This window comes from Streptomyces specialis, assembly GCF_001493375.1.
In the GTDB taxonomy this organism is placed as follows: domain Bacteria; phylum Actinomycetota; class Actinomycetes; order Streptomycetales; family Streptomycetaceae; genus Streptomyces; species Streptomyces specialis.
In genome coordinates this window covers 89,223-112,946 of sequence record NZ_LN929894.1, presented here as the reverse complement: position 1 = coordinate 112,946, position 23,724 = coordinate 89,223, and the positions used below count along the sequence as shown (strand labels likewise).

The following is a 23,724-nucleotide window of genomic DNA, read 5'->3' as shown; positions in this document are numbered from 1 at the left end:
GAGGGCAAGGACGGTACGGGTGGAAGTGGGCCGCATGATCGGACACCGTGTACGGGACGCCGGGCTGGCGGCGGCCCGCGGGCTGCTGCTCTCGCTGCTCTCCCTGGGCATCTCGCTCGTCCTGTTCGTCCTCCTCGTGGTCTCCCTCTGCCTCGTCCCCATCGGCGTCGGCCTCTTCACCACGCCCGTCGTCACCGACGCGGTCCGCACCCACGCCGGCCAGCGCCGGTTCTACGCCCGGCAGTGGGCGGGCATGGCCATCCCGGCCGGCTACCGCCCGTACCCGGCCGCCGGCGCGCGGCGGCCCGGCATCGCGGGCCAGGTCGAGCGCTGCGTGCACCTCCTGAAGGACCCGGCGACCTGGCGGGACCTGCTGTGGCTGCTCACCGACGCCGTCGCCGGGTTCGTCCTGGCGCTGCTCCCCTGGGCCCTGCCCGGCTACTTCCTCTTCGGGCTGGTCCTGGCGGCCGGCGTCTGGCGGCCGATCGTGGACGCGGGCGGGACGTACTGGTTCGCCTTCGTCCCCGTCCAGGACTGGACCACCGCCTTCCTCGCCGCCCTGACCGGCGTCGGCTTCGCCGTCCTCGCGCTGGCCGTCAACCCGTGGCTGATCCGCGTCCACTTCCTGCTGGCGCGCGTCCTGATCGGCGCCTCGGAGAAGGAACTGCTGGCCCAGCGCGTCGCCCGGCTGACCGAGACCCGGCACGACGCGCTGGACGACTCCGCGGCCGAACTGCGGCGCATCGAACGCGACCTGCACGACGGCGCGCAGGCGCGGCTGGTCGCCATGGGCATGAACCTGGGTGCCGTCGAGGCGCTGATCGAGAAGGACCCGGCGCAGGCGAAGAAGCTGCTGGCCCAGGCGCGGGAGAGTTCGGCCGAGGCCCTGGCGGAGCTGCGCGATCTGGTGCGCGGCATCCACCCGCCGGTGCTGGCCGAACGCGGCCTGGGCGACGCGGTCCGCGCGCTGGCGCTGCGGATGCGGCTGCCGGTCGAGGTGGACGTCGACCTGCCGGGGCGGCTGGACGAGGCGGTGGAGTCCGCCGCGTACTTCGCGATCAGCGAGGTCCTCACCAACGCCGCCAAGCACTCCGCCGCCGGTCAGGCGTGGCTGGACGTCTACTACAGCCACCAGGACCGGACCCTGCGCGTCGCGATCACCGACAACGGACGCGGCGGCGCGGACCCCGAGGCCGGCAGCGGGCTGCGGGGTCTGGAACGCAGGCTCGGCTCGTTCGACGGCGTGCTCGCCGTCAGCAGCCCGCCCGGCGGACCCACGCTCGTCACCATCGAGATCCCCTGCTCACCGGCGCCCGCCCGCTGAGACGACACCCGGCACGCGGGACCGGACGGCCGGCCGTGCCGGGCTGGCCTACCCTGGCGCCATGACCGAGCCCCGGCGCCCGCGCGTCGTCGTCGCCGAAGACCTGTTCCTGCTGCGCGACGGCCTGGTGCGGCTGCTGGCCGCCCACGACTTCGAGATCGCCGCCGCCGTGGAGAACGGGCCCGAACTGTCCAAGGCCCTGGCCGAGTTGCGGCCGGACGTCGCCGTCGTGGATGTCCGGCTGCCGCCGTCGTTCACCGACGAGGGCCTCCAGTGCGCCCTGACCGCGCGCCGCGAACGGCCGGGCCTGCCCGTCCTGGTGCTCTCCCAGCACGTCGAACGCCTCTACGCCCACGAGCTGCTGGCGGACGGCACCGGCGGCGTCGGCTATCTGCTGAAGGACCGGGTGTTCGACGCCGGGCAGTTCGTGGACGCGGTGCGGCGCGTGGCGGCGGGCGGCACCGCCATGGACCCGCAGGTCCTCCAGCAGCTCCTGGCCCGCCGCACCCACGACTCGCCGCTGGAGCGGCTCACCCCGCGCGAGCTGGAGGGGATCGAGCTGATGGCGCAGGGCCGTTCGAACGCGGCCATCGCCGAGCGGCTCGTCGTCACCGAGCGGGCCGTCGCCAAGCACCCCTCCAACATCTTCGCCAAGCTCGGCCTGCCGCCGTCCGACGACGACAACCGCCGCGTGCTGGCCGTGCTGGCGTACCTCGAACGCTGATCCCCGCACCCCCCGCGCCGCGCCGGGTCACGCGCGGGTGCGCGTAACCCGGCGGAGCAGGGCTCGTTTTGCCGGATGTGTCTCCCAGCGAAGTCTCCTCCCGTCATGCGAAGCCGGCCTCGGAGCCCCGGACCCCGGGTCTCGATCAGGCCGAGGCGGCGCTCGTCGAGCACTACGCGCGACTGGTCCGGCTCGCCTATGTGGTGCTTCCGCCCGCCCTCGGCCGCCACCGCCGCGTGCTCGGCGCACACGCCGTCGCCCAACGGGCCCTGCCCGGCCGGAAAGCGGAGCGGAACGGCTCCGGACTGCCCGCTCAGCGCGGCGACCGGCGCCCGGACGGCGAGGTCCCCGACTCCGGCTACGCCTATCTGCGGCAGCGCGTGGTGGCCGGGGCGCTGGAGGCGGGCCGGCCGCCGCGCCTCGCCGGCCGGGAGCTGACCCGGCTGCGCCGGACCTCCCCGCTGCTGCCGCGCGTGCTGGGGCTGCGGCTGCTCCCCCGGGCCGCCGGTTCCGACGAACTCGCCCTGGAGAAGGAGCTGTCCGGGCTCACCGCGCCCGCCCGCGCCGTGTACGCGCTGCGCCGCCTCGACGGGCTGGACAACGCCGTCATCCGCCGCGTCCTCACCACGGCCGGGGTGTCCGAGCGGCACGTCCGGGCCGCGCTGCGGGCCGCCGACACGGTGACCGGCACCGCCCCGCTGCCGGACCCCTGCGACCTTCGAGCCCACCCGCCCGACCTGCTGCGGCGCCGCCAGTACGGCAGGACCGCGCTGTTCGGCTCGGTGGCGCTGGCGGTCGCCGCCGGGGCGCTGGCGTTCCTGCCCGTCGGCTGGGGCCCGGACGGCGCCGCCGCGCCGCCCTATGCGGAGAACGCCGCCGCCGAGGCGGCCCTCGACCCGCAGGGCCTGCGGCGCATCCCCGCCGACGTGTGGCGGCAGGCGCTGGTCACCGCCGCCCCCCGCGCTGCCCGCGGCGCGGCGGGGCGGCACGCGCGGCACGTCCGGGCCGCGCTGCGGGCCGCCGCCACGGTGACCGGCGCCGCCCCGCTGCCGGACCCCTGCGACCTTCGAGCCCACCCGACCGACCTGCTGCGGCGCCGCCAGTACGGCAGTCGTCGCGCACCGACTTCTCCGTCTGGCCCGCCCGCGGTTCCGCCGTGGACGACACCGCGCTGCTGCGCCGGGCGCTGGCGGTCTGGGCCAGGCCGGGCGAGGACGTGACGGTCTCCGCGACGCCCGGCACGCAGAGCGGACCGGCCCCGGGCCCGGCGCAGTTGCTGTTCGCCGGGGAGGCGGGCGGCGCGTCGGTGGTGCTGCTGTACGACGGGCTGCGGCTGGTGCGGTACGCCGAGCCGTCCGGGGCCGGGGGCGGCGAGGTGGTGCTGGACTTCGCCCGGGTGGACGGCGCGGTCCTGATCGGCGCCTCGGCCGTGGTGATCGCGCGGGGCGACGGCAACACCCGTTTCCTGACGGCGCCGTGGGTGAGCGGGGCGGCCACGTCCGACCTGACCGACCCGGACGCGGAGGCGGTCGCCCTCGGGGTGGGCGAGGACGGTGTGACGGACGCGGTGCGGACCACGGCGGGTGCCGAGGAGTGCGCGGAGTTCCAGGCGCTGGAGATCACCGCGCAGGGCGCGGACCGGCCGTATCTGCTGGCCGATCTGGGCGAGTTGACGCCCGCGCTGCTGACGCACGGCGAGCCCGGCGACCGGGCGGGCATCGCGGGGGCGACCGAGGCGCGGGACCGGTGGGCGCGGATCGCCTGCCACCTGCCCGCGGTCGGCGGCGGCGGGGTACGGGCCGTGAACGCCTGGAACTTCGCCGAGCAGAGCCTGCCGGACGGCGCGGGCACCGCCGAGTGGATGTGCACCAGGACCGAGACCTGGCGGGGCGCGGGCAGCCGCACGATGACGCAGTTCCTGCCGCCGCCGACGACGCCGGACGAGCCGGGCGTGGTGACGGCGACCGCCGAGGACAACCCGTCGTGCGGTCTCCGCTTCCCCGCGGTGCTCAGCGGCGTGAGGTGGCGGTCACCGGCCGACTCCTGGTATCTGCGGGCGGCCGGCAGCGAGCACGTCGCCGGGATCACCGCGTCCGGCGGTGTCACCGGGGGGGCGGGGGGCAGCACGGCGGCCCTGCCCGCCGAGGGGGGCGCCGAGGCGGGCCTCACGGCGGGGCCGGCGGGCGGCGGCGGGCTGGCGATGCTCGGCTGAGCGGGCGCCGGGCCGCGCGGCCGTGTGCTCAGCGGCCGTGTGCTCGACGGCGGTGCACTCAACGGCCGTGCGCCGGGCGCCTCTTGGGGTGACGCGCGTAGTTTGGCGCGGTGCCCGGCCGGGGAGCCTGTGGGGGCGAAGGGTCGGTTCGCCTGTCCCCCACAGCGACGCGCAGGAGGAGTCTTGTCCCTCTCGTCAGCGAATCCGGCGGGCGACCCGCCGTCCCGGCGCGGCTTCCTGGTGGCGGCGGCCGGTGGCGCCGCCGCGCTGCCCGTCATCTGCTCCGGCCGGGCCTCGGCCACCGGCCCGCCCCGCGAGCTTCCCGTCGTGACGTTCCCCGAGCACCCCGGCGCCGAGTTCGGCTCCGGCCGGTCCGGCGAGCCGCTCAACGCGAGCGTGGCGTGCGGCCTGCCGCGGGGAGGGGCCTGATGGCCCTCTTCGTCTCCCGCTCCCAGTGGGGCGCCCGCGCGCCCCGGGCCCGCAGCACCAGCATCACACCGCAGAACGGCGGGGTGACGGTCCACTACGTGGACGGCGTCCCGGTGGCCCGGGCCGACCACGCCGACTGCGCGGGCCAGGTGCGCGGCATCCAGAACCACCACATGGACACCAACGGCTGGGACGACATCGCCTACACGTACCTGACGTGCGGGCACGGTCATGTCTTCGAGGGCCGCGGCCCCGGCATCCGGACGGCCGCCAACGGCACCACCTCCGGCAACCAGGACTGGTACGCCGTGTGCGGCCTGGTCGGCGGCGCGTCCGGCACGTACGACGCGGTGACCGCTCAACTCCTCGACGCGTTCCGCTGGTCCGTCTGGAACCTGCGCCGGTCGGGCGGCGCGGGCACCGGCGTCAACCGGCATCTGGACCATCTGCCCACCGCCTGCCCGGGGCAGCTCTCGGCGTATGTCACGAGCGGCGCCCTGGAACCGGCGACGGGCAACGCGCCCGCCTGGCCCGGGGTCACCTTCGTGTATCCGCCCGTCACCACCCACGCGAGCGTGACCACCTGGCAGCAGCGGATGCGGGCCATCGGCTGGACGATCGGCGTGGACGGGCGGTACGGGCCGGAGTCGAAGGCCGTGTGCCAGGAGTTCCAGCGGATCAGGAGCCTGACCGTGGACGGCGCCGTCGGCCCGGCGACCTGGCGCGCGTCCTGGGACGTCTAGCCGGGGCCCGCCGTCCCCGGCTTTCGCCGGGGGACGGCGGGCGCGGGGCCGGTCAGTCGCGCCACCACACCGTGGTGTCGGCGGGCAGGACGTCGCCCCCGGCGAAGTGGGTGCTGGCGAGCAGGAGTTGTCCCGTGCGCGGAAGCAGGTCCGCGACGGCCACCGGCGTGTCCGTGGTGTTGACCGCGCAGATCACCCAGGAACCGTCCGCGCCTTCCCGGCGGAACGCGAGCACGCCCGCCGGAGCCGGCAGCCATGTGACGCTGTCGCCCGCCCCGAGCGCGGGGTGCGCGCGGCGCGCGGCCAGCGCGGCGCGGTACAGCGCGAGCGTGGAGGACGGGTCGCCGGTCTGCTCGGCGACCGACAGCTTGCCCCAGCCGGGGGGTTGCGGCAGCCAGCTCCCGTTGTCGCCGAAGCCGAAGGAGGCGCCCTCGGCCGTCCACGGGATCGGCACCCGGCAGCCGTCGCGCAGCCCTTCCTGGCCGTCCGCCGCGTCGTCGCCGGTGCCGCGCCGGAAGAACGCCGGGTCCTGCCGAACCTCGTCGGGCAGGTCGGTGACCTCCGGCAGGCCCAGCTCCTCGCCCTGGTAGATGTAGGCGGAGCCGGGCAGGGCCAGCATCAGCAGGGTCGCGGCGCGGGCGCGGGCCAGGCCGCCGCCGAGGCGGGTGAGGTGGCGTACCACGTCGTGGTTGGACAGCACCCAGGTGGAGGGGGCGCCGACCGGCCGCATCGAGTCGAGCGAGCCGTCGATGACGCGGCGCAGCGCGTCCGCGTCCCACGGGGTGTTCAGGTAGTGGAAGTTGAACGCCTGGTGCAGCTCGTCGGGGCGCACGTACAGCGCGGTGCGGTCCGCGGTGGGTGTCCACGCCTCGGCCACGCCGATGCGCTGCCCCGGGTACTCGTCGAGGATGCGGCGCCAGGAGCGGTAGATCTCGTGCACCCCGTCCTGGTCGAAGAACGGCAGCACCTGGGCGCCCAGCAGCCGGAGTTGCCCGGTGGAGCCCATGTCGGGCAGGCCCTCGGCCTTGACCATGCCGTGGGCGACATCGATACGGAAACCGTCCACCCCCATGTCGAGCCAGAAGCGCAGCAGCGAGCGGAACTCGTCGCGGACGGCCTGGTTGTTCCAGTTGAAGTCCGGCTGCTGGGGCGCGAACAGGTGCAGATACCACTCGCCGGGGGAGCCGTCGGGGTTGGCCACCCGGGTCCAGGCGGACCCGCCGAAGATGGACTCCCAGTCGTTGGGCGGCAGTTCACCGTGCTCGCCCTTGCCGGGGCGGAAGTGGTAGCGGTCCCGCAGCGGGGTGCCTGGGCCTTGCCGCAACGCCCGCTGGAACCACTCGTGCTGGTCGGAGGAGTGGTTCGGCACCAGGTCCACGATGATCCGCAGGCCCAGGTCGTGGGCGTCGCGGATCAGGGCGTCGGCGTCGTGCAGGTCCCCGAACATCGGGTCGATGGCGCGGTAGTCCGCCACGTCGTAGCCCGCGTCGGCCTGTGGGGAGGCGTAGAACGGGCTCAGCCACACCGCGTCCACGCCGAGTTCGGCCAGGTACGGGAGCCGGGCGCGGATGCCGGGCAGATCGCCCATGCCGTCGCCGTTGCCGTCGGCGAACGAGCGCGGATAGACCTGGTAGATGACCGCGTGGCGCCACCAGTCCGGCCGGCCGCCGCCGGCCGTCCCGGAGGGTTCGCCGCTCGGGTGGGTGCGGTCAGCGAGATGCTGCGTCATGTCGTCCCTGGAATTCTGAGGCGTGGAAACGTAGGAGCCCGAAGTCATGCCTTGGTCGCGCCGGCCGTGAGTCCCGACTGGAGGTGCCGTTGGGCGTATCCGAAGACCAGTGTGGCGGGCACGGCGATGAGCACCGCGGCGGCGGTCATCAAGTGCCAGTCCTGGGTGTGCTGGTTGACGAAGGTCTGGAGACCGCCGGCGAGGGTGAGGTTCTCCTCGCCGGTCATGAACGCCGTGGCGTAGGCGACTTCGGCCCACGCGGTGACGAACGTGTAGAACCCGGTCACCGCGATGCCGGGCCGGGCCAGCGGCATGATCAACCGCCAGAACGTGCCGAACGGGTTGAGGCCGTCGACCCGCCCGGACTCGTCGATCGACACCGGGATGGTGTCGAAGAACCCCTTCATCATCCAGGCGCAGAACGGCACCGCGATCGTCAGATAGGTGACGATCAGCGACACCGGCTGGTTCAGCAGCCCGTAGCGCGACATGAGGTTGTACAGCGGCACGATCAGCACGGCCACCGGGAACATCTGGGTGATGAGCAGGACCCACATCAGCGGGCGCATGCCGGGGAACCGGAAGCGGCTGAGCGCGTACCCGGTGGTGGAGGAGATGAGCACGCCGATGATGGTCGTCGTCACCACGATCAGCACCGAGTTGCCGAACCAGGTGAGGAACTCGGTGTCGTTGAGCACGTGGTCGTAGTTGTCGAGCGTGAAGCCCGAGACCAGTGACCGGGTGAACGTGTCGGTCTTCGGCTTGAACGAGGTGACCAGCAGCCAGAACGGCGGGAAGACCGCGATCACGGCGGCGGTCAGCAGGGCCGCGTGCAGGCCGATGGAGGCGGCCCGGCTCCGTTCGCCGCGCCGCCGGACCTTCTTCCCCGGCGGCCGGGCGGTCGCGCGCAGCCCCGCGCCGGGCACGGAGGCCGGCGCCGGACGCGGGGCCTGCTCGGCCGGTCCGCTCACCGGCGTCGTGTCGGTAGCCATCGTCACCACACCTCTCCCTGCTTGCGCAGTGCCCTGCGGTAGGCGACCGCGAACAGGGCCAGCAGGAGCAGGATCAGCACGCCCCACGCCGCGGAGTTCGCGAAGTCCCGGGGGCTGCTGACGAACGCCAGCCGGAACGCCTCGGTCACCAGGATGTCGGTGGATCCCGCCGGCCCGCCTCGGGTGAGCAGGAAGATCACCGGGAACATGTTGAAGGTCCAGATGGTGCTCAGCAGCACCACCGTCATGGACACGGACCTGACGCCGGGCAGCGTGATGTTCCAGAACCGCTGCCAGGCGTTGGCGCCGTCCATCTCCGCCGCCTCGTACTGCTCGGCGGGGATCGACTGGAGGGCGCCGAGCATCGCGATCAGCATGAACGGCACGCCGAGCCAGACGTTGACGGCGATGACGGAGACCTTCGCCATGGTCGGGTCCGACAGCCAGGAGACGCCCTCGACGCCACCGCCGTCCAGCAGGCTGTTGAGCAGGCCGTTGCGCTCGTTGTAGAGCATCCGCCAGGCGAAGACCGACACGAACGCCGGAATGGCCCAGGGCAGGATCAGCGCCATGCGGTAGACGGTCCGGCCGCGGAAGGAGCGGTTGAGCATGTTCGCCAGGCCCAGGCCGAGCAGGAACGTGACGCTCACGCACGCCACGGTCCACAGCACGGTCCAGCCCAGGCGGTCCCAGAAGACCTCGTCCTTCAGGATGGCGGTGTAGTTGTCCAGGCCGACGAAGTCGTAGGTGGCCGGGATCTTGTTCACACCGATCTGCCGCTCGACGTTCGCCTCGTCGGCGTCGGTCAGCGACAGGTAGACGCCCCGCACCAGCGGCCAGCCGATGATGGCGGTGATCACGCCGACCACCGGCGCGATCATGGCCCAGGCGTACCAGTGCGCGGTCAGGCTCCGGCGCAGCCGCCCGGGGGCGGCCGGGGCCGCCGTCGCGCGGGGGTTCACAGCGTCAGCCATGGTCTCGCCCCTTCATCCCTCGCCTCGGTCCGCGCCGCTCAGTTCCAGTCCTCGAGGAGGTCGCGGTACGCGTCCCCGGTGTCGGACGCCGCCTGCTCGGGGGAGGCGGATCCGGTCAGCATGGCCTCCAGGGAGGTCAGCAGCGGCTCGAAGAGCGACTGGGCCTCCGGGATCCACGGCCGCTCGTGGGCCACGTCCACGGCCGGCTTGAAGAACTGCACCATCTCGTTGTCGGCGACGGCCGGCACCTCGTAGACGGACTGCCGGGTGGGGAGCAGCCCCAGTTCCTCGGTGATCCGCTGCTGTGTCGCGGCGGAGCTCATGTACTGGACGAAGGCGAACGAGGCGTCGGCGTCGGCGGTGCCCGCGTACACGCCGTAGTTCCAGCCGCCGAGCGGGGCGCCCTGCGCCTGCGAACCGGCCGGGACCGGGGCGACGCCCAGGTCGTCACCGAGGGCGGCGGTGGCGTCCGCGAGGGCCCAGGGGCCGTTGATCATCATGGCGACGTCGCCGTCGGCGAAGGAGGACATCATGTTCTCCCAGCCGTCGCTGGTGTCCGTGGTGGCGGCGCCGGAGTCGATCAGGTCCTTCAACTGCTCGAAGGCCGCGACGCCGGACCGATCGTCGATGGTGACCTCGCGCGCCTCGGCGTCCACCAGGTCGCCGCCCTCGCCGTAGAGGTACGGCAGGAACCAGTACGCGTCGTCGCCGCGCGCGTACAGCGGCGTGGTGCCGATGTCCTCGAACGCCTCGGTGGAGTCGCGTATCTCGTCCAGCGACGTGGGCACCTCGACGCCGGCCTCCCGCAGGAGGGACTTGTTGTAGAAGAGGGCCAGGGTGTCGGTGACCTGCGGCACCGCGTAGGTCTCGCCCTCGAACTGGGTGCTGGCCCAGGCCGTCGGGAGGAAGTCCTCCTGGTTGTCCAGCGCGGCGGTGCCGTCGAGCGGGTAGAGGTAGCCGAGGTTGGCGAAGTCGGCGACCCAGGCGACCTCGGTGCGCATGACGTCGGGGGCCTCGTTGGCGCCGGCGGCGTTCTTGAAACGGTTCTGGGCGTCGTCGAAGCCGATGTTGACGTAGTCGACGGTGACGTCCGGGTGCTGGTCCTCGAAGTCCCGGGCGACCGCCTCGAAGACCTCGGCCTCGGTCTCGTTCGATGTGTCCCAGAAGGTGACCGTGCCGGACAGCTCGCCGTCCGCGCCCGCGCCCCCTCCCCCCCCGCTCCCGCCGTCGTCTCCGCAAGCCGTTGCCGCAAGTGCCAGAGCCGCAACGACGGCCGTCGTTCCTATGCTGCGCCGCATGTGAACTCCTCCAAGCGTTACGCCCGGGTTAAGGGGGCTATGTCCACCCTATGCGCCGCGCCTCCGCCGCGCCGGGCCGAGCAGGAACGTAACAGTGGCGAAAAACTTTGGAAAGAGCTTGCGGCAATTTTCAGCAAGGACGTTACGCGGGGCCGTTCGGGTGGCTTCTGAGGCGCTGGGAACACGTCTCAACCAGAATGCAAGCACCCAAATTCATACATTCCGGTACAGTTTTCCCTCGACAGTGGGCAGGTCGATCCCTGGCGGGTACAGTCCCGAACTGTGACCGCACGGCTAGCCGACATCGCAGCCCAGGCGGGCGTCAGCGAGGCAACGGTCAGCCGGGTCCTGAACGGCAAGCCCGGCGTCGCGACCGCCACCCGCGAATCCGTTCTGGCCGCTCTCGACCTGCTGGGGTACGAGCGGCCGGTGCGGCTCCAGAAGCGCAGCGAGGGCCTGGTCGGCCTGATCACGCCGGAGCTGGAGAACCCGATATTCCCCGCCTTCGCGCAGGTGATCTGCCAGGCGCTCACCCGCCAGGGCTACACGCCGGTGCTGGCCACGCAGACCCCAGGCGGGTCCACCGAGGACGAGCTGACCGGGATGCTGGTCGAGCGTGGCGTGGCGGGCATCATCTTCATCTCGGGCCTGCACGCCGACACCAGCGCCGACATGGAGCGCTACGAGCGGCTGCGCGCGGGCGGCGTCCCCTACGTGCTGATCAACGGTTTCTCGCCGAAGGTGCGGGCACCGTTCGTCTCCCCCGACGACCGCGCCGCGATGCGGCTGTCCGTCACCCACCTGGCCTCCCTCGGCCACCGGCGGATAGGCCTGGCCCTGGGGCCGGAGCGGTTCGTGCCGGTCCAGCGGAAGATCGAGGGCTTCCTGCGGGCCATGGAGGAGGAGCTCGGCATGGTCTCCGGCGACGCCCGGCGGCTGATCGAGCACTCGCTCTACACCCTGGAGGGCGGCCAGGCGGCGGCCCTGGCCCTGCTCGCCCGGGACTGCACGGCGATCGTCTGCGCCAGCGACATGATGGCCCTCGGCGCGATCCGCGCGGCACGGCAGCGCGGCCTGTCCGTGCCGGAGCACTGCTCGGTGATCGGCTACGACGACTCGCCCCTGATCGCCTTCACCGACCCGCCCCTGACGACGATCCGCCAGCCCGTCTTCGCGATGGGCCAGGCAGCGGTCCGCGCCCTCCTGGAGGAAGTCGGCGGCACACCGGCCCCGCACAGCGAGTTCGTCTTCATGCCGGAGCTGGTGGTCCGGGGTTCCACGGCGACCGCGCCCGTCATACAGCAAGCCTGACCACCACGACGCGCGGCCGGGGGCACGGGGGTCGCCCCCCGGAAGAACGCAGCATGCCGGAGCTGGTGGTCCGGGGTTCCACGGCGACCGCGCCCGTCATACAGCAAGCCTGACCACCACGACGCGCGGCCGGGGGCACGGGGGTCGCCCCCCTGGAGTACAGTGATTAAGAGGAGCGTACGGTGGCGACTAAGTTGTACGTTTACCTCGTCGGCGGCAGCGTCGGATTGATATGAGGGACGGGGGGGATGGGGCGTGGGGGAAGATGCCGGAGTGAAGAGCAGACCGGAGGATGATCGGGTCGGCGTCAGTCCTCTGGCAGACTGTGGGCCCATGGGGGCAACAAGCGTCAGGCCGGAAGAAGAGCGAGTGGATACGGCAGGGCTCGTGACCGATCGGGATCAGGAGACAGCCGCCCCCGCGCGACCGCTGGACTCGCTGCGGACACCCCGGCGCCCCCGGCTCTGGTTCGAGCTGCTGCTCATCGCCGTCAGCTACGGCGTCTACTCGGTGATCCGCAACGCCGCCCCGACCCGCGTCGACCAGGCACAGAGCCACGCCCGCTGGATCTGGGACTTCCAGGACTCGATCGGCCTCGCCTTCGAACGGTCCGTCAACCACGCCGTGGCGGGTGTGACCTGGCTGATCGTGTCGATGAACTACTACTACGCCACCCTGCACTTCGTGGTGACCATCGCCGTCCTGGTCTGGCTGTTCCACAGCCACCCCGGCCGGTACGGCGCGACCCGCACGGTGCTGTTCGCCACCACCGCCGTCGCCCTGATCGGCTACTACTTCTATCCCCTCGCGCCGCCCCGGCTGATGGAGGGCATGGACTTCATCGACACCGCGTCCGTGCACCACACCTGGGGCTCCCTCTCCGCCGAGGGCACCAAGATGGCCTCCGTGTCGAACCAGTACGCCGCGATGCCGTCCATGCACATCGGCTGGTCCCTGTGGTGCGGCCTCACCCTCGCCGTGCTGGCCCGTCCCTGGTGGCTGAAACTGCTCGGCGCGCTCTACCCGGCGCTGACCCTGCTGGTCATCGTGGCGACGGCCAACCCCTTCTGGCTCGACGCCGTCGGCGGCATGATCTGCCTGGCCTTCGGGTATCTCGTCGCCCGCCTCTGGTACGGGCGCCTGTGCTACCGGCTGCCCCGGCGGGTCGCGGACGCGCCGCCGCCGCGACGGCGGCCTCAGCTCTCGTAGAACAGCCGCTCCACCACGGCCCTGGCCCGCCGCGTGGTGCGCCGGTAGTCGTCCAGCATCCGGCCGACCTCGCCCGGCCCGTAGCCGAGGAAACGCGCCACCGCCGCCGACTCGCGCGGGTCCGTGGGGAACGTGTCGAGCGGCCGGCCGCGCACCAGCATCACCGCGTTCCGCACCCGCGAGGCCAGCACCCACGCCTCGTCCAGCACCGCCGCGTCCCCGGCGTCCAGCAGGCCCAGTCCGGCCGCGGCGGCCAGCGCCCGCCGGGTGCGGGTGGTGCGCAGCGCCGGCTCGGTACCGGCGTGCTGGAGCTGGAGGAGCTGCGCGGTCCACTCGATGTCGGACAGGCCGCCGCGGCCCAGCTTGGTGTGGGTGGTCCGGTCCGCGCCGCGCGGCAGCCGTTCCGCCTCCATCCGGGCCTTCAGGCGCCTGATCTCGCGCACCGACGCGTCGGACAGTCCGCCGGCCGGGTAGCGCAGCGGGTCGATCAGCTCGATGAACCGCTCCCCCAGGCCCGGGTCGCCGACCACCGGCTCGGCGCGGAGCAGGGCCTGGCTCTCCCAGACCAGCGACCAGCGGCGGTAGTAGGCGGCGAAGCTGCTGAGGGTGCGGACGAGCGGGCCGTTCCTGCCCTCGGGCCGCAGGTCGGCGTCGACGAGGAGGGGCGGGTCGATGCTGGGGAGCTGGAGCAGCCGGATCATCTCGTTGGCCACGGCGAAGGCGGCCTCGGCGGCCTCTCGGTCACCGGCGCCGTCCATCGGCTCGTGGACGAAGATCACATCGGCGTCCGAGCCGTAGTTCAGCTCGTGGCCGCCGAACCGGCCCATGGCGATGACGGCCAGCCGGGTGGGCAGGCCGTCGGCGCCGTAGGAGGCGGTGGCGGCGTGCAGGGCGCCGGCGAGGGGGGCGGCGTTGATGTCGGTGAGCGCGTCGCCGACCCGGTCGAGGACAGCTCCGGGTTCCTCGGCGGGCTCGGCCGCGTCCGCGCCGGTCACCTCGGGCGTGACGTAGGCGCCGACTATGTCGGCCGCCGCCGTGCGGAACAGTTCGCGCCGCCGCACGCCGCGCGCCGCCGTGACGGCCGCCTCCGGCGAGTCGGCGCGGCCGACGGCGGCCTGCACCTCCTGGGTGAGGGCGCGCCGGGTCCGCGGGCGCAGCCCGGCCGGGTCGCCGAGCAGGGCGACGGCCTCGGGGGCGCGGAGCAGCAGGTCGGGGGCGAGACGTCCGGCGGACAGCACCCGGGCGAGGTTCTCGGCGGCGGCGCCCTCGTCGCGCAGCAGCCGCAGGTACCAGGGGCTGGTGCCCAGCGCGTCGGAGACCTTGCGGAAGCCGAGCAGCCCGGAGTCGGGGTCGGCGGAGTCCGCGAAACGGGCCAGCAGCACCGGCAGCAGCGTGCGCTGGATGGCGGCCTTGCGGGACACGCCGGACGCCAGCGCGGACAGGTGGCGGAGCGCGGCGGCGGGGTCGGCGTAGCCGAGGGCCTCCAGGCGCTCCTTGGCGGCGGACTCGCCCAGGCGCATCTGTCCGTCGAGGCGGGCGGCGGCGTCCAGCAGCGGCCGGGAGAACAGCTTCTCGTGCAGGCGGCGCACGCCCGCGGTGGGGCGGCGCCAGACGGCGGTCAGCTCCTGGACGGGCTCGCCCATGAAGCCCAGCGAGCGGCCGAGTCTGCGCAGCTCGGCCTCCTCGGTCGGCATCAGGTGGGTGCGGCGCAGCCGGTGCAACTGGATGCGGTGCTCGGCGGAGCGCAGGAAACGGTAGGACGCGTCGAGCGAGGCGGCGTCCTGGCGGCCGACGTAGCCGCCGGCGGCGAGGGCGGCCAGCGCGTCGAGGGTGGTGGCGTGGCGCAGCTCGGGGTCGGTGCGGCCGTGGACGAGTTGCAGGAGCTGGACGGCGAACTCGACGTCGCGCAGGCCGCCGGGGCCGAGTTTCAGCTCGCGCTCGGCCTGTTTGGCGGGCAGGGACTCCTCGACGCGGCGGCGCATCTGCTGCACGTCGGCGACGAAGTTCTCCCGCTCGGAGACCTGCCACACCAGGGGGGCGACGGCGGCGCAGTAGTCGCCGCCGAGGGTGAGGTCGCCCGCGACCGGGCGGGCCTTGAGCAGCGCCTGGAACTCCCAGGTCTTGGCCCACCGCCGGTAGTAGGCGAGGTGGCTGCTGAGGGTGCGGACCAGCGGGCCGTTGCGCCCCTCGGGGCGGAGGTTGGCGTCGACGGGCCAGATGGTGCCCTCGGCGGTGGTGTCGGAGCAGATCCGCATCATCCGGGCGGCGAGCCGGGTCGCGGCCTGGAGGGCGGGGCCCTCCTCGACGCCCTCGGCGGGGTCGCCGACGAAGATCACGTCCACATCGGAGACGTAGTTCAGCTCCCGGCCGCCGCACTCGCCCATGCCGAGGACGGCGAGCCGACACCGTTCCGCGTCCTGCGGCGCCTCGCCCGAGGCGATCCGCAGGGCGGCGCGGAGGGTGGCGGTGGCCAGGTCGGCCAGCTCGGCGGCGGTCTCCGCGAAGCCGAGGGAGCCGGTGATGTCGCGGGCGGCGATGGTCATCAGCACCCGGTGGTAGCCGACGCGCAGCGCGTCGGGGTCGTGGGCGGAGGCCAGGGCGGCTTCGAACTCCTCGACGCCGGGGTGCGGGTCGGCCTCGGTGTCGAAGGCGATCAGGGCCTGCCACTGCCCGGGGTGGCGGGCGAGCTGGTCGCCGAGCCCCTCGGAGGCGCCGAGCACGCCGAGCAGCCGGGCCCGCAGCGGTTCGGCGGCGATCAGCGTGTCCAGCAGGTCGGCCCGCCGTGCCTCGGGCTGCGCCTCGACGAGCCGGACCAGGGCCCGCAGCGCGAGGTCCGGGTCGGCCGTGGCGCCGAGCCCGTCGAGCAGCACGGGATCGTGCGCGACCGGCCGCAGCACGGGGTCGTCGAGGAGCCGTTCGGCGGTTCTGGGGTCGGTGAAGCCCCGGCGCAGCAGTTGTCCGAAACGGCTGTCACGTCGCCCGCCCACCGGCACGGCTCGTCCCCTCTGCGCTCCTGGTCGCCCTTGTCCCAGGGGCCCCGGCCGGGCCGGGGTCCCCAAGAAGCGTAACCACATCCCCGGGCCGGTGACCGCCCGGTATACGCGATCCTGACGACGGGAACGCGGTGCCGTCAGGGCGCGGGTGTCACCGGGCCGGGGGGTTCAGGGCCCGGTTGAGGGCGGCCAGGCGGTAGCCGGTGACGCGGGTGCCGAGTTCGGAGCCGGGGGCGAGGAGTTCGCTCGCGTGGACGCCTCCGGGGTAGACGTGCAGCTCCACCGGGACCCCGGCGCGCGCCAGCCGTGCCGCGAAGTCGATGTCCTCGTCGCGGAACAGGTCGAGGTCGCCGACGTCCAGGTAGGTGGGCGGCAGGCCGCGGAGGTCCTCGGCGCGGGCCGGGGCGGCGTAGGGGCTGACGTCCGCGGTGCCGGCGCGGTCGCCGAGCAGCGCCCGCCAGCCCTGGAGGTTGGCCGCGCGGTCCCAGATCCCGACGTCGGTGATCTGGTGGCTGGAGGGTGTCGTGTTGCGGTCGTCGAGCATCGGGTAGGGCAGCATCACGAAGGCCGCCCCGGGTGTTCCCCGGTCGCGGGCGAGGAGCGCGACGCCGGCGGCCAGGCCGCCGCCCGCGCTGCCGCCGTAGAGCGCCAGCCGCCGGGGGTCCACGCCGAGCCGGCCGGCTTCGCGGGCCAGCCACACGAACGCCGCGTAGCAGTCCTCGACCGGTGCGGGGTCCGGGTGTTCGGGCGCCAGGCGGTATCCGACGGAGACGACGACCGCGTGGACGCCCGTGACCAGCGGCAGCACCTGCCGGTGGTCGGTGTCGACGCTGCCGGTGATCATGCCGCCGCCGTGGATGTAGAGGATGCCGGGGAGCGGGTCGCCGCCCGCGCTCCCGGCGGGCCGGTAGACCCGTACCGCCACGGCGGGCGCGCCGGGCGGCCCGGGGACGGTGAGGTCCTCGTGCTCGACCCGGTCGTCGGGCGGCTGGGCGGCGAGGGCCGCCCGGTTCATCTCCTCGTAGAGTTCGCGCTGGCGCGGGATGGCGTGGTTCACCAGGCCACCGGGCCCGGTCAGCGCGTGCAGGGCCTTGAGGCCCTCGCGCACGTCCGGGTCGATGCGGCCGGTGACGCCCGGGTCGGTTCGCACGATGTGCCCTCCGTCTTCCTCGGTGCGGCTGAGGAGCGTTAACGTAAAAGCCTCACGTCAACGTGAGGGTCAATCCGAGGACCCATGAGGTGCGTCACATGAGGATCGGCGAGCTGTCGCGGATGACGGGCGTGAGCGTCCGGGCGCTGCGCTACTACGAGGAGGAGGGGCTGATCCGCCCCGCGCGCGGCGGCAACGGGTACCGCGACTACTGCGACGGCGCCGACGAGGTCGTGCGGCAGATCCGGGGCCTGATCGACTGCGGCCTGCCGACCCGGATCATCCGCGACATCCTCCCGTACCTCGACGGCCCGGCGGAGCTGCTGCCGAGGGTGCCGTGCGCGGAGATGCTCGATCAGGTGGCGCGGGAGCGGGAGCAGCTCGACCGGCGGATCCGGTGCCTGATCCGCAACCGCGACGCCATCGACGCCTACCTCGGCGCGGCGCGCACGGCGGCGGGGACCGCGCCGGGGGTGTCTCTTATATCTCTCTTACACTCCTCTCTCTCCTCCCACGCGCGGGCTTGGAGGGCGCCGCGCTGTGTGAAAATAAAAATGAGGAGGCGCGACACGCCGCTGCCCCCCCCTACACCAGCCGGACCCGTCCGGTGGGGGGCAGAGGCTGTGAGTAAACGCGAGCCCCCGCCCCCCACGCCCCGGCCGCCACCGCCTCGCCGGGGTGGCCGCTGCGCGGGCTGCTCGTCCTGGCCGCCGCCGCCTTCGTCACCATCCTCACCGAGGCGCTCCCGGCGGGCGGGCTGCCCGCGATGAGCGCCGGACTCGGCGTGACCGAGTCCCGCGCCGGGCTGCTGATCACCGTGTACGCGCTGGCGGCGGCCGGTACCGCGATCCCGATGACCGCCTGGACCCTGGCCCTGCCCCGCCGGGCGCTGCTGGTGGCGCTGCTGCTCGGCTTCGCGGCCACCAACGCGGTGACGGCGGTGTCCGGCGCCTTCGCGGTGACGCTGGTGGCACGGGTGCTGTCCGGGGTGTGCGCCGGGCTGCTGTGGGCGATGGTCCCCGCCTACGCCGCGCGGCTGGCGCCGCACGCGGCCGGCAAGGCCATCGCCACGGCGCTGGCCGGGATGACGGCCGGGCTGTCCCTCGGCATCCCGGCCGGGACGGCGCTGAGCGGACTCGTCGGCTGGCGGGCCACGTTCTGGCTCCTCACCGCGCTCGCCGCCGCGCTGGCCGCCCTCGCGCTCCGGTACCTGCCGCCTCTGCCGGGCGAGGCGGCCGGGCACGGCGCGGGGCTGATGAGGACGGTCAGGACGCCCGGGATCGTGTCGGTCAACGCCGCGTCGCTCGCGATGGTGCTGGGCTTCTACGTGCTGTACACGTACATCGCGCCGTTCGTGGAACGGGCCGGGATCGGCGTCGGCACCGGGACGCTGCTGTTCGTCTTCGGACTCGGCTCCATGGGCGGGGTCTGGCTGGCCGGGGCCACGGCCGACCGCCGGCCGCGCGCCGCGCTCCTCGGGCTGCTCGGGCTGGCCGCGCTGTGCCTGGCGGCCTTCGGTGCGTGCGGGCACGTCACGGCGGTGGTGGTGCCGGCCGCGGCGCTGTGGGGGGTGACGCACGGCGGCATCCCGACGCTCATGCAGACCGCCGGGGTACGGGCGGCTCCCCGGGACGCCGACACGGCCAACTCCCTGTGGGTCACGGGCTGGAACGTCGGGATGGCCGGTGGTTCCCTCCTCGGCGGGGCCGTTCTGGCGGGCGCGGGCACGGGCGCGCTGCCGTGGACGGCGTGCGCGCTGCTGGCGGTCTCGCTGCTGACGGCCGCCGTGGCCCGGCGCCACGGCTTCCCCCCGGCGGAACGGGTCTGACCGGGGCCGCCCGGCTCAGCGGGCCTCGTCGGTGCGCAGGGTGAGGATGCGGACCACACGGTCACCGGTGTGGGCGTCGCGGCCGTGCCAGCAACGGTAGTTGTCCAGCAGCAGCACCTCGCCCGGGGCGAGCGTGAAACGGGGCAGGCGGGGCTCGAGGGCGTGGACGCGTTCCCCGAACCGGGCCAGCATCGCCCGGATATGGTCCTCGTCCGGGTCCCGGTGCAGCGGGGCGGCGCCGTCGGGGCGGCGGACGACGCGCCGCCCGGCGCGGGTGTACTCGACGTGCCGGCCCACGCGGGGCACGGCGGGCACGCCGCGCAGGTCGGCCCAGGCCCCGTACAGATCGACGTCGGCGGTGGTGAGGAACTCCCACAGCTCCGGGTCGGTCTCGGCGAGTTCGTCCACGAACCGGTAGGCGTCCAGGACGAACGACCCGCCGCCGGAGGGCGCCGCGGTGACGCACTGGACCAGCACGTGGTCCTCGTCGGGGTCGCGGCGGCGGACCGGCGCGCCGCCGGTGTCCACGACGACGTCGAAGCTGTCGGCGTGCAGGTGCACCGGCTTCCCGTCGCGGGAGTGCCGCAGCCGCGTCGGGAAGAGCTGCCGCAGCCGGGCGCAGACGCCCAGGACCGGCCCGGTGCCGAACGTGTCGGCCGCCGGGGCGATGAGCGCGAGGCCGACCGGGGCCAGCCCGTAGGAGAGCAGGAAGTCCAGCGACGACACCCGGGCCAGCCGGTCGGGCGCCACCTCCCGCTGAGTGGCGGTGAACCAGGGCACGTTGAACAGTTCGATGCCCGCCCCGGCGAGGAAGTAGCCGACGACGACCAGGGCGGCGGGCCCGGGGAGCAGCAGCCCCAGCGGCGCGAAGCCGTAGCAGGCCAGACCGGCCAGCGCGGCCCAGCCCTCGGCGCGGGCCGGCCGGCGGGCGACGAGCAGGGCCCCGGCGAGCGCGCCGACGGTGTACGCGGTGAGGGCCGCCGCGAGCACGGCCTCGCTGCCGTACCGGTCGCGGCTGACCAGCGGCAGGATGACGCCGGTGGCGGAGTAGCCGGTGGCGATGACGGTCGTCAGCGCCGCCAGCCCGGCGAGGAACCACGGGTGCCGCCCGGCCTCGCGGACCCCCTCGGCGAACTCCGCGTGGAACGGGACCCGTTCGGCCGCCGGGTCGGCGCGCGGGGTGCCCGTTCCCGGGGGCGGGAGGAGGGCGGGGGCCAGCCACAGCAGGCCGGTGCCCAGCAGCAGCGCGGCGGGGCTCAGGACGACGGCGAGCAGGGCCGCCCCGGCGGGGGCGACGAGGGTGGTGACCCGCACCGCCAGCGACATGGCCGCGTTGGCGCGGCGGCGGCGCGGCGCGGCGACGACCTCGGCGGGGAGCGCCTGGAACGCGGGCCGGCACGCGCCCTGTCCGGCGCCGACCACCACGGCCGCGACGGCCATCACCGCCACCGAGCGGCCCAGTCCCGCCGCGACCACCGGGGTCGCCGCGGCGGCGGCCAGGGCCGCGCCCCGCACCACGCCCCGGCGCGCGTGCCGGTCGGCCAGCACGCCGCCGACCGGCACGGCGACGAGGAACCCGGCGGTGCGGGCGGCCAGCACCAGGCCGAGCCCCCCGGCGGACAGGGAGCGGTCCAGTACGGCGAGCCCGAGGACGAACGGCATGGCCCACGTCGCCAGTCCGGAGGCGGTGGTGCCCGACCACAGGCGCAGAAACGGCCCGTCCCGCAGGAGGGACGGGTCCGCCCGGGCGGCGCCCAGGGCCGTGTCCGGCGTTCGGGGTGGCCGCCTCATCGAGGCTTCCTGCATATGACTAGCATCTGCGTCACTATCGCATGAGCGTGGAGGACCGCGCGTTTCCGGCCGGTTCGACCGCTCCCCGCCCGTCCGGAGGTACCTCCATGCCGCAACGCGCCCGCGCCGGCCTCGTGTTCGCCCTCGCCCTGGTCGCCGCGGGCTGCGCCGACTCCGGCGGGCAGGACAGGTCCGGTTCCAACGGGGCGGTGACGGTCGCCAGTTGCGGCCGGGACCTGTCGTTCGACCGCGCACCGGAACGGGCCGTCGCCCTCGACCAGGGCGCCACGGAAATGCTGCTGGAGCTGGGCCTTGAGGACCGCATGGTGGGAACGGCCCATCTGGTGACGGACATCGCGCCGCGGTACCGGGAGGCGTACGAACAGGTGCCCGTGCTCAGCCCCGACATCCTCACCGGCGAGCAACTGCGCGAGGCGACACCGGATGTGACGGTCGCCTCGTTCGCCGCGCTGTACAGCAGGGACCGCGCCGGGACCCGCGAGGAGCTGGCGGAACTCGGACTGCCCTCGTACGTCAGCGCGGTGGACTGCCCGGAGGACAACGAGGCCGGGCTGACCCCGTTCGACCGGCTCTTCGTGGACTACGAGAACCTCGGCCGGATCTTCGGCGTCGAGGACCGTGCCGCCGAACTGATCGCCGAGCAGCGGCAGGTGGTCGAGGAGGCCGAGGAGACCCGTGAGACGGTCACGGACCCGCCGACCGTGGTGTGGCTGTACTCGGTGTTCAACGGCCTGCCGTACGTGGCCGGGAACGGCGGCATACCCAGCGACATCAGCCAACGCCTCGGCGTGGTCAACGCGTTCGACGACGTGGACGAGCAGTGGCCGGAGGTCACCTGGGAGGAGATCGCCGAACGGGACCCCGACCTGCTGGTCATCGGCGACCTGTCCGAACGCGGGGCGCCCGGTGACAGCGCCGAGGAGAAGCTCACGATGCTGCGCGACCACCCCGTCGTCTCCCGGCTCGACGCGGTCCGGGAGACCAGGATCATCGAGGTGCCCGGCATCGAGATGGACCCCTCGGTGCGCAGCGTGAACACCCTGCGCCTGGTCGCCGAGGGCCTGCGGGACCTGGGCTATGCCGGTTAGCCGCGCCCCCGCCGGGTCCGGGCGCGACCTGCTGGGCGTGCTGCACCCCTCGGCCCGCGCGCTGCCCGGGCCACAGCCGGTCACGCCACCGCCGGTGGCGACGGGCGGCAGGCTGTCCCGTACGGCGCTCGGCCTGCTCGGGACCGCGGCCCTGCTGCTCTCGGTCGCCGCGTCGGTGCGGATCGGCTCCGCCGACGTCGGCTACGGCGAGCTGGGCCGCGCCCTCGGCGGGCGGCTCGGCCTGGCCGTCGAGCCGCTGCCGCCGCTGCTCGACAGCCTGATCTGGGACCTGCGGCTGCCGCGCGTGCTGCTGGCCGCCCTGGTCGGCGCCGCGCTGGCCGTCTGCGGCGCGGTGCTCCAGGCCGTCACCCGCAACGCGCTGGCCGAGCCCTACCTGCTGGGCGTCTCCTCGGGCGCCTCGACCGGCGCGGTCGTCGTCGTGGTCCTCGGCATCGGCGCCGGCTCTCTCGGCGTCACCGGCGGCGCGTTCACCGGCGCCCTGCTGTCGTTCGGGCTGCTGCTGATCCTGCTGCGGCGCGGCGGCCTGGACTCGCTGCGGATCGTGCTGACCGGGGTGATCGTCGGCGAGTTCTTCGCCGCCGTCACGGCGCTGATCCTGATGGCGTCCGGCGACGCCGACACCACCCGGGCGATCACGCACTGGCTGCTGGGGTCCATGGCATCGGCGCGCTGGGACGTCGTCGTCATCGGCGCGGTCACCACCGTGGTCGGGCTGGCCGTGACGTGGGCGTGCGCGGGCGCCCTGGACGGTTTCGCGTTCGGCGCGGACACGGCCGCGTCGCTGGGCGTCGGGGTGCGCGCCACCCGCGCGACGCTGCTGGTCGTGACCGCGCTGATGACGTCGGTGGCGGTGGCGTCGGTCGGCGCGATCGGCTTCGTCGGCCTGATCGTGCCGCACGGCGTGCGGTTCCTGGTCGGGCCGACGCACCGGGTGCTGCTGCCGTTCACCGCGCTGGCCGGCGCGGTGTTCCTGGTGTGGGCGGACGCGCTGGCGCGGATCGCGTTCACGCCCCGGGAGGTGCCGGTCGGGGTGTTCACCGCGCTGCTCGGCGTGCCGCTGTTCCTCCTCATCCTGCGGAAACGGGGCGAGTTGTGAGAATCACGGTCGAGAACCTGAGCTGGTCGGCGCGCGGCACCACCGTCGTGCGCGACGTCCACGCCGAGATCCTGCCCGGCGAGACCGTCGGCCTGATCGGCCCCAACGGCTCCGGCAAGTCCTCGCTGCTGCGCTGCGTCGCGGGCCTGCGCGCCCCCACCACCGGCACGGTCCGCTACGACGGCGAGGACATCCGAGGCTGGGACGCCCGCCGCGTCGCGCGCCGGATCGCGTTCGTGGAGCAGTCCGCCGACGCCGACAGCGATCTGCGGGTCGCCGACGTCGTCGCGCTCGGCCGCACCCCGTTCCGCGGCCGGTGGCGGGGGCCGGACGCCACCGACCGGGCCGTCGTGGACGCCGCCCTGCGGCACGCCGGACTCACCGCCCTGGCCACCCGCACCTGGCGGAGCCTGTCCGGCGGCGAACGCCAACGCGCCCACCTCGCCCGCGCCCTGGCCCAGCAGCCCTGGGGCATCCTGCTGGACGAGCCGACCAACCACCTCGACATCAAGCACCAGTTGGCGCTGATGGAGCTGCTCGCGGCAACGGACCAGACCGTGCTGGTCTCCCTGCACGACCTGTCGCTGGCGGCCCGCTACTGCGACCGGCTGCTGCTGATGTGCGACGGCACCCTCGTCGCCACCGGCGCCCCCGAGGACGTGCTGACACCCGGCAGGCTGCGCGACGTCTTCGGCATCGACGCCGCCCTCGCCCCCGACCCGGCCGGCCACCTCGCCCTCACCTGCCGGGGCGTCGCCGCCGCCGGACCGGACTGACCGTGCGGCGCCGGC

At 74.1% G+C, this 23,724-nt stretch carries 20 protein-coding genes; 13 read left to right on the top strand and 7 right to left on the bottom strand.

The features are described from left to right. Positions 1-34 precede the first annotated feature (34 nt). The 6 genes from BN2279_RS12570 (at position 35) to BN2279_RS12545 (ending at position 5,432) form a co-directional block, all read left to right on the top strand. The gene (locus tag BN2279_RS12570) at positions 35-1,324 is read left to right on the top strand and encodes a sensor histidine kinase (protein WP_059009628.1); all 1,290 of its coding nucleotides are present in this window, start codon (positions 35-37) and stop codon (positions 1,322-1,324) included. Between the two features lie 61 nt (positions 1,325-1,385). Next, entirely contained in the window at positions 1,386-2,048 is a 663-nt protein-coding gene (locus BN2279_RS12565) for a response regulator transcription factor (protein ID WP_059008931.1), read from the top strand. A 77-nt stretch (positions 2,049-2,125) separates the two neighbouring features. Next, positions 2,126-3,268 (top strand): hypothetical protein, encoded by a 1,143-nt coding sequence (locus BN2279_RS12560; RefSeq protein WP_059008929.1) that lies wholly within the window; start codon positions 2,126-2,128, stop codon positions 3,266-3,268. Beyond that, on the top strand, positions 3,205-4,260 hold the full coding sequence (locus tag BN2279_RS29340; RefSeq protein WP_059008927.1) for a hypothetical protein: 1,056 nt from the start codon (positions 3,205-3,207) through the stop codon (positions 4,258-4,260). The genes BN2279_RS12560 and BN2279_RS29340 overlap by 64 nt, the downstream gene beginning before the upstream one ends. Positions 4,261-4,443: 183 nt before the next feature. Further along, positions 4,444-4,689, top strand: a complete 246-nt coding sequence (locus BN2279_RS12550) for a hypothetical protein (protein ID WP_104531017.1) — start codon at positions 4,444-4,446, stop codon at positions 4,687-4,689. After that, complete coding sequence (locus BN2279_RS12545) at positions 4,689-5,432, top strand: peptidoglycan recognition protein family protein (RefSeq protein ID WP_059008926.1); 744 nt, start codon at positions 4,689-4,691, stop codon at positions 5,430-5,432. The genes BN2279_RS12550 and BN2279_RS12545 overlap by 1 nt, the downstream gene beginning before the upstream one ends. 52 nt (positions 5,433-5,484) lie before the next feature. Here the strand turns inward: BN2279_RS12545 and BN2279_RS12540 are convergent, their stop codons facing one another. Genes BN2279_RS12540 through BN2279_RS12525 form a run of 4 tightly spaced genes read right to left on the bottom strand, consistent with a single transcriptional unit; the run spans position 5,485 to position 10,425 of the window. Further along, entirely contained in the window at positions 5,485-7,161 is a 1,677-nt protein-coding gene (locus BN2279_RS12540) for a glycoside hydrolase family 13 protein (RefSeq protein ID WP_059008924.1), read from the bottom strand. 44 nt (positions 7,162-7,205) lie between these two features. Then, the gene (locus BN2279_RS12535; protein ID WP_079032112.1) at positions 7,206-8,153 is read right to left on the bottom strand and encodes a sugar ABC transporter permease; all 948 of its coding nucleotides are present in this window, start codon (positions 8,151-8,153) and stop codon (positions 7,206-7,208) included. A 2-nt stretch (positions 8,154-8,155) separates the two neighbouring features. Further along, positions 8,156-9,127, bottom strand: coding sequence for a carbohydrate ABC transporter permease (locus tag BN2279_RS12530; protein ID WP_059008922.1), 972 nt, complete (start codon positions 9,125-9,127; stop codon positions 8,156-8,158). A 38-nt stretch (positions 9,128-9,165) separates the two neighbouring features. After that, a complete protein-coding gene (locus BN2279_RS12525; protein WP_059008921.1) occupies positions 9,166-10,425 on the bottom strand; it encodes an extracellular solute-binding protein in 1,260 nt (419 codons plus the stop codon). Between the two features lie 282 nt (positions 10,426-10,707). Between BN2279_RS12525 and BN2279_RS12520 the strand changes: the two genes are divergently transcribed. Beyond that, positions 10,708-11,736: a LacI family DNA-binding transcriptional regulator gene (locus tag BN2279_RS12520; protein ID WP_059008919.1), complete on the top strand. Its 1,029-nt coding sequence runs from the start codon at positions 10,708-10,710 to the stop codon at positions 11,734-11,736. A gap of 333 nt (positions 11,737-12,069) precedes the next feature. Beyond that, entirely contained in the window at positions 12,070-12,945 is an 876-nt protein-coding gene (locus BN2279_RS12515) for a phosphatase PAP2 family protein (RefSeq protein WP_079032111.1), read from the top strand. On the opposite strand, the gene BN2279_RS12510 is transcribed toward BN2279_RS12515, so the two are convergent. Both BN2279_RS12510 and BN2279_RS12505 read right to left on the bottom strand, forming a co-directional pair. Then, positions 12,933-15,938, bottom strand: a complete 3,006-nt coding sequence (locus BN2279_RS12510) for a bifunctional [glutamine synthetase] adenylyltransferase/[glutamine synthetase]-adenylyl-L-tyrosine phosphorylase (protein ID WP_059008916.1) — start codon at positions 15,936-15,938, stop codon at positions 12,933-12,935. The genes BN2279_RS12515 and BN2279_RS12510 overlap by 13 nt on opposite strands. 151 nt (positions 15,939-16,089) lie before the next feature. Continuing rightward, a complete protein-coding gene (locus BN2279_RS12505; RefSeq protein ID WP_059008913.1) occupies positions 16,090-17,088 on the bottom strand; it encodes an alpha/beta hydrolase in 999 nt (332 codons plus the stop codon). 98 nt (positions 17,089-17,186) lie between these two features. Between BN2279_RS12505 and BN2279_RS31195 the strand changes: the two genes are divergently transcribed. Both BN2279_RS31195 and BN2279_RS12495 read left to right on the top strand, forming a co-directional pair. Then, a complete protein-coding gene (locus BN2279_RS31195) occupies positions 17,187-17,858 on the top strand; it encodes a MerR family transcriptional regulator (RefSeq protein WP_079032109.1) in 672 nt (223 codons plus the stop codon). Beyond that, positions 17,774-18,916 carry an MFS transporter gene (locus BN2279_RS12495; RefSeq protein ID WP_059008911.1) on the top strand — a complete coding sequence of 381 codons (1,143 nt, stop codon included), beginning with the start codon at positions 17,774-17,776 and terminating at the stop codon, positions 18,914-18,916. Before BN2279_RS31195 ends, BN2279_RS12495 begins: the two co-directional genes overlap by 85 nt. A 15-nt stretch (positions 18,917-18,931) precedes the next feature. Here BN2279_RS12495 and BN2279_RS12485 read toward each other — a convergent pair whose 3' ends face one another. Continuing rightward, complete coding sequence (locus BN2279_RS12485) at positions 18,932-20,707, bottom strand: MFS transporter (protein ID WP_079032108.1); 1,776 nt, start codon at positions 20,705-20,707, stop codon at positions 18,932-18,934. A 107-nt stretch (positions 20,708-20,814) separates the two neighbouring features. Here BN2279_RS12485 and BN2279_RS12480 point away from each other — a divergent pair, with 107 nt between their 5' ends. The 3 genes from BN2279_RS12480 to BN2279_RS12470 are packed head-to-tail and all read left to right on the top strand — an operon-like array spanning position 20,815 to position 23,709. Beyond that, the gene (locus BN2279_RS12480) at positions 20,815-21,816 is read left to right on the top strand and encodes an ABC transporter substrate-binding protein (protein WP_059008907.1); all 1,002 of its coding nucleotides are present in this window, start codon (positions 20,815-20,817) and stop codon (positions 21,814-21,816) included. Further along, positions 21,806-22,933 (top strand): FecCD family ABC transporter permease, encoded by a 1,128-nt coding sequence (locus BN2279_RS12475; protein WP_079032107.1) that lies wholly within the window; start codon positions 21,806-21,808, stop codon positions 22,931-22,933. The genes BN2279_RS12480 and BN2279_RS12475 overlap by 11 nt, the downstream gene beginning before the upstream one ends. Then, complete coding sequence (locus BN2279_RS12470) at positions 22,930-23,709, top strand: ABC transporter ATP-binding protein (protein ID WP_059008905.1); 780 nt, start codon at positions 22,930-22,932, stop codon at positions 23,707-23,709. The genes BN2279_RS12475 and BN2279_RS12470 overlap by 4 nt, the downstream gene beginning before the upstream one ends. The last annotated feature ends 15 nt before the right edge of the window (positions 23,710-23,724 follow it).

Bases quoted from the DNA above. Each gene is read 5' to 3' on its own strand.
- BN2279_RS12570 (WP_059009628.1), top strand. From the start codon at position 35: ATGATCGGACACCGTGTACGGGACGCCGGGCTGGCGGCGGCCCGCGGG.
- BN2279_RS12565 (WP_059008931.1), top strand. From the start codon at position 1,386: ATGACCGAGCCCCGGCGCCCGCGCGTCGTCGTCGCCGAAGACCTGTTC.
- BN2279_RS12545 (WP_059008926.1), top strand. From the start codon at position 4,689: ATGGCCCTCTTCGTCTCCCGCTCCCAGTGGGGCGCCCGCGCGCCCCGG.
- BN2279_RS12540 (WP_059008924.1), bottom strand. From the start codon at position 7,161: ATGACGCAGCATCTCGCTGACCGCACCCACCCGAGCGGCGAACCCTCC.
- BN2279_RS12535 (WP_079032112.1), bottom strand. From the start codon at position 8,153: ATGGCTACCGACACGACGCCGGTGAGCGGACCGGCCGAGCAGGCCCCG.
- BN2279_RS12530 (WP_059008922.1), bottom strand. From the start codon at position 9,127: ATGGCTGACGCTGTGAACCCCCGCGCGACGGCGGCCCCGGCCGCCCCC.
- BN2279_RS12525 (WP_059008921.1), bottom strand. From the start codon at position 10,425: ATGCGGCGCAGCATAGGAACGACGGCCGTCGTTGCGGCTCTGGCACTT.
- BN2279_RS12515 (WP_079032111.1), top strand. From the start codon at position 12,070: ATGGGGGCAACAAGCGTCAGGCCGGAAGAAGAGCGAGTGGATACGGCA.
- BN2279_RS31195 (WP_079032109.1), top strand. From the start codon at position 17,187: ATGAGGATCGGCGAGCTGTCGCGGATGACGGGCGTGAGCGTCCGGGCG.
- BN2279_RS12485 (WP_079032108.1), bottom strand. From the start codon at position 20,707: ATGAGGCGGCCACCCCGAACGCCGGACACGGCCCTGGGCGCCGCCCGG.
- BN2279_RS12480 (WP_059008907.1), top strand. From the start codon at position 20,815: ATGCCGCAACGCGCCCGCGCCGGCCTCGTGTTCGCCCTCGCCCTGGTC.
- BN2279_RS12475 (WP_079032107.1), top strand. From the start codon at position 21,806: ATGCCGGTTAGCCGCGCCCCCGCCGGGTCCGGGCGCGACCTGCTGGGC.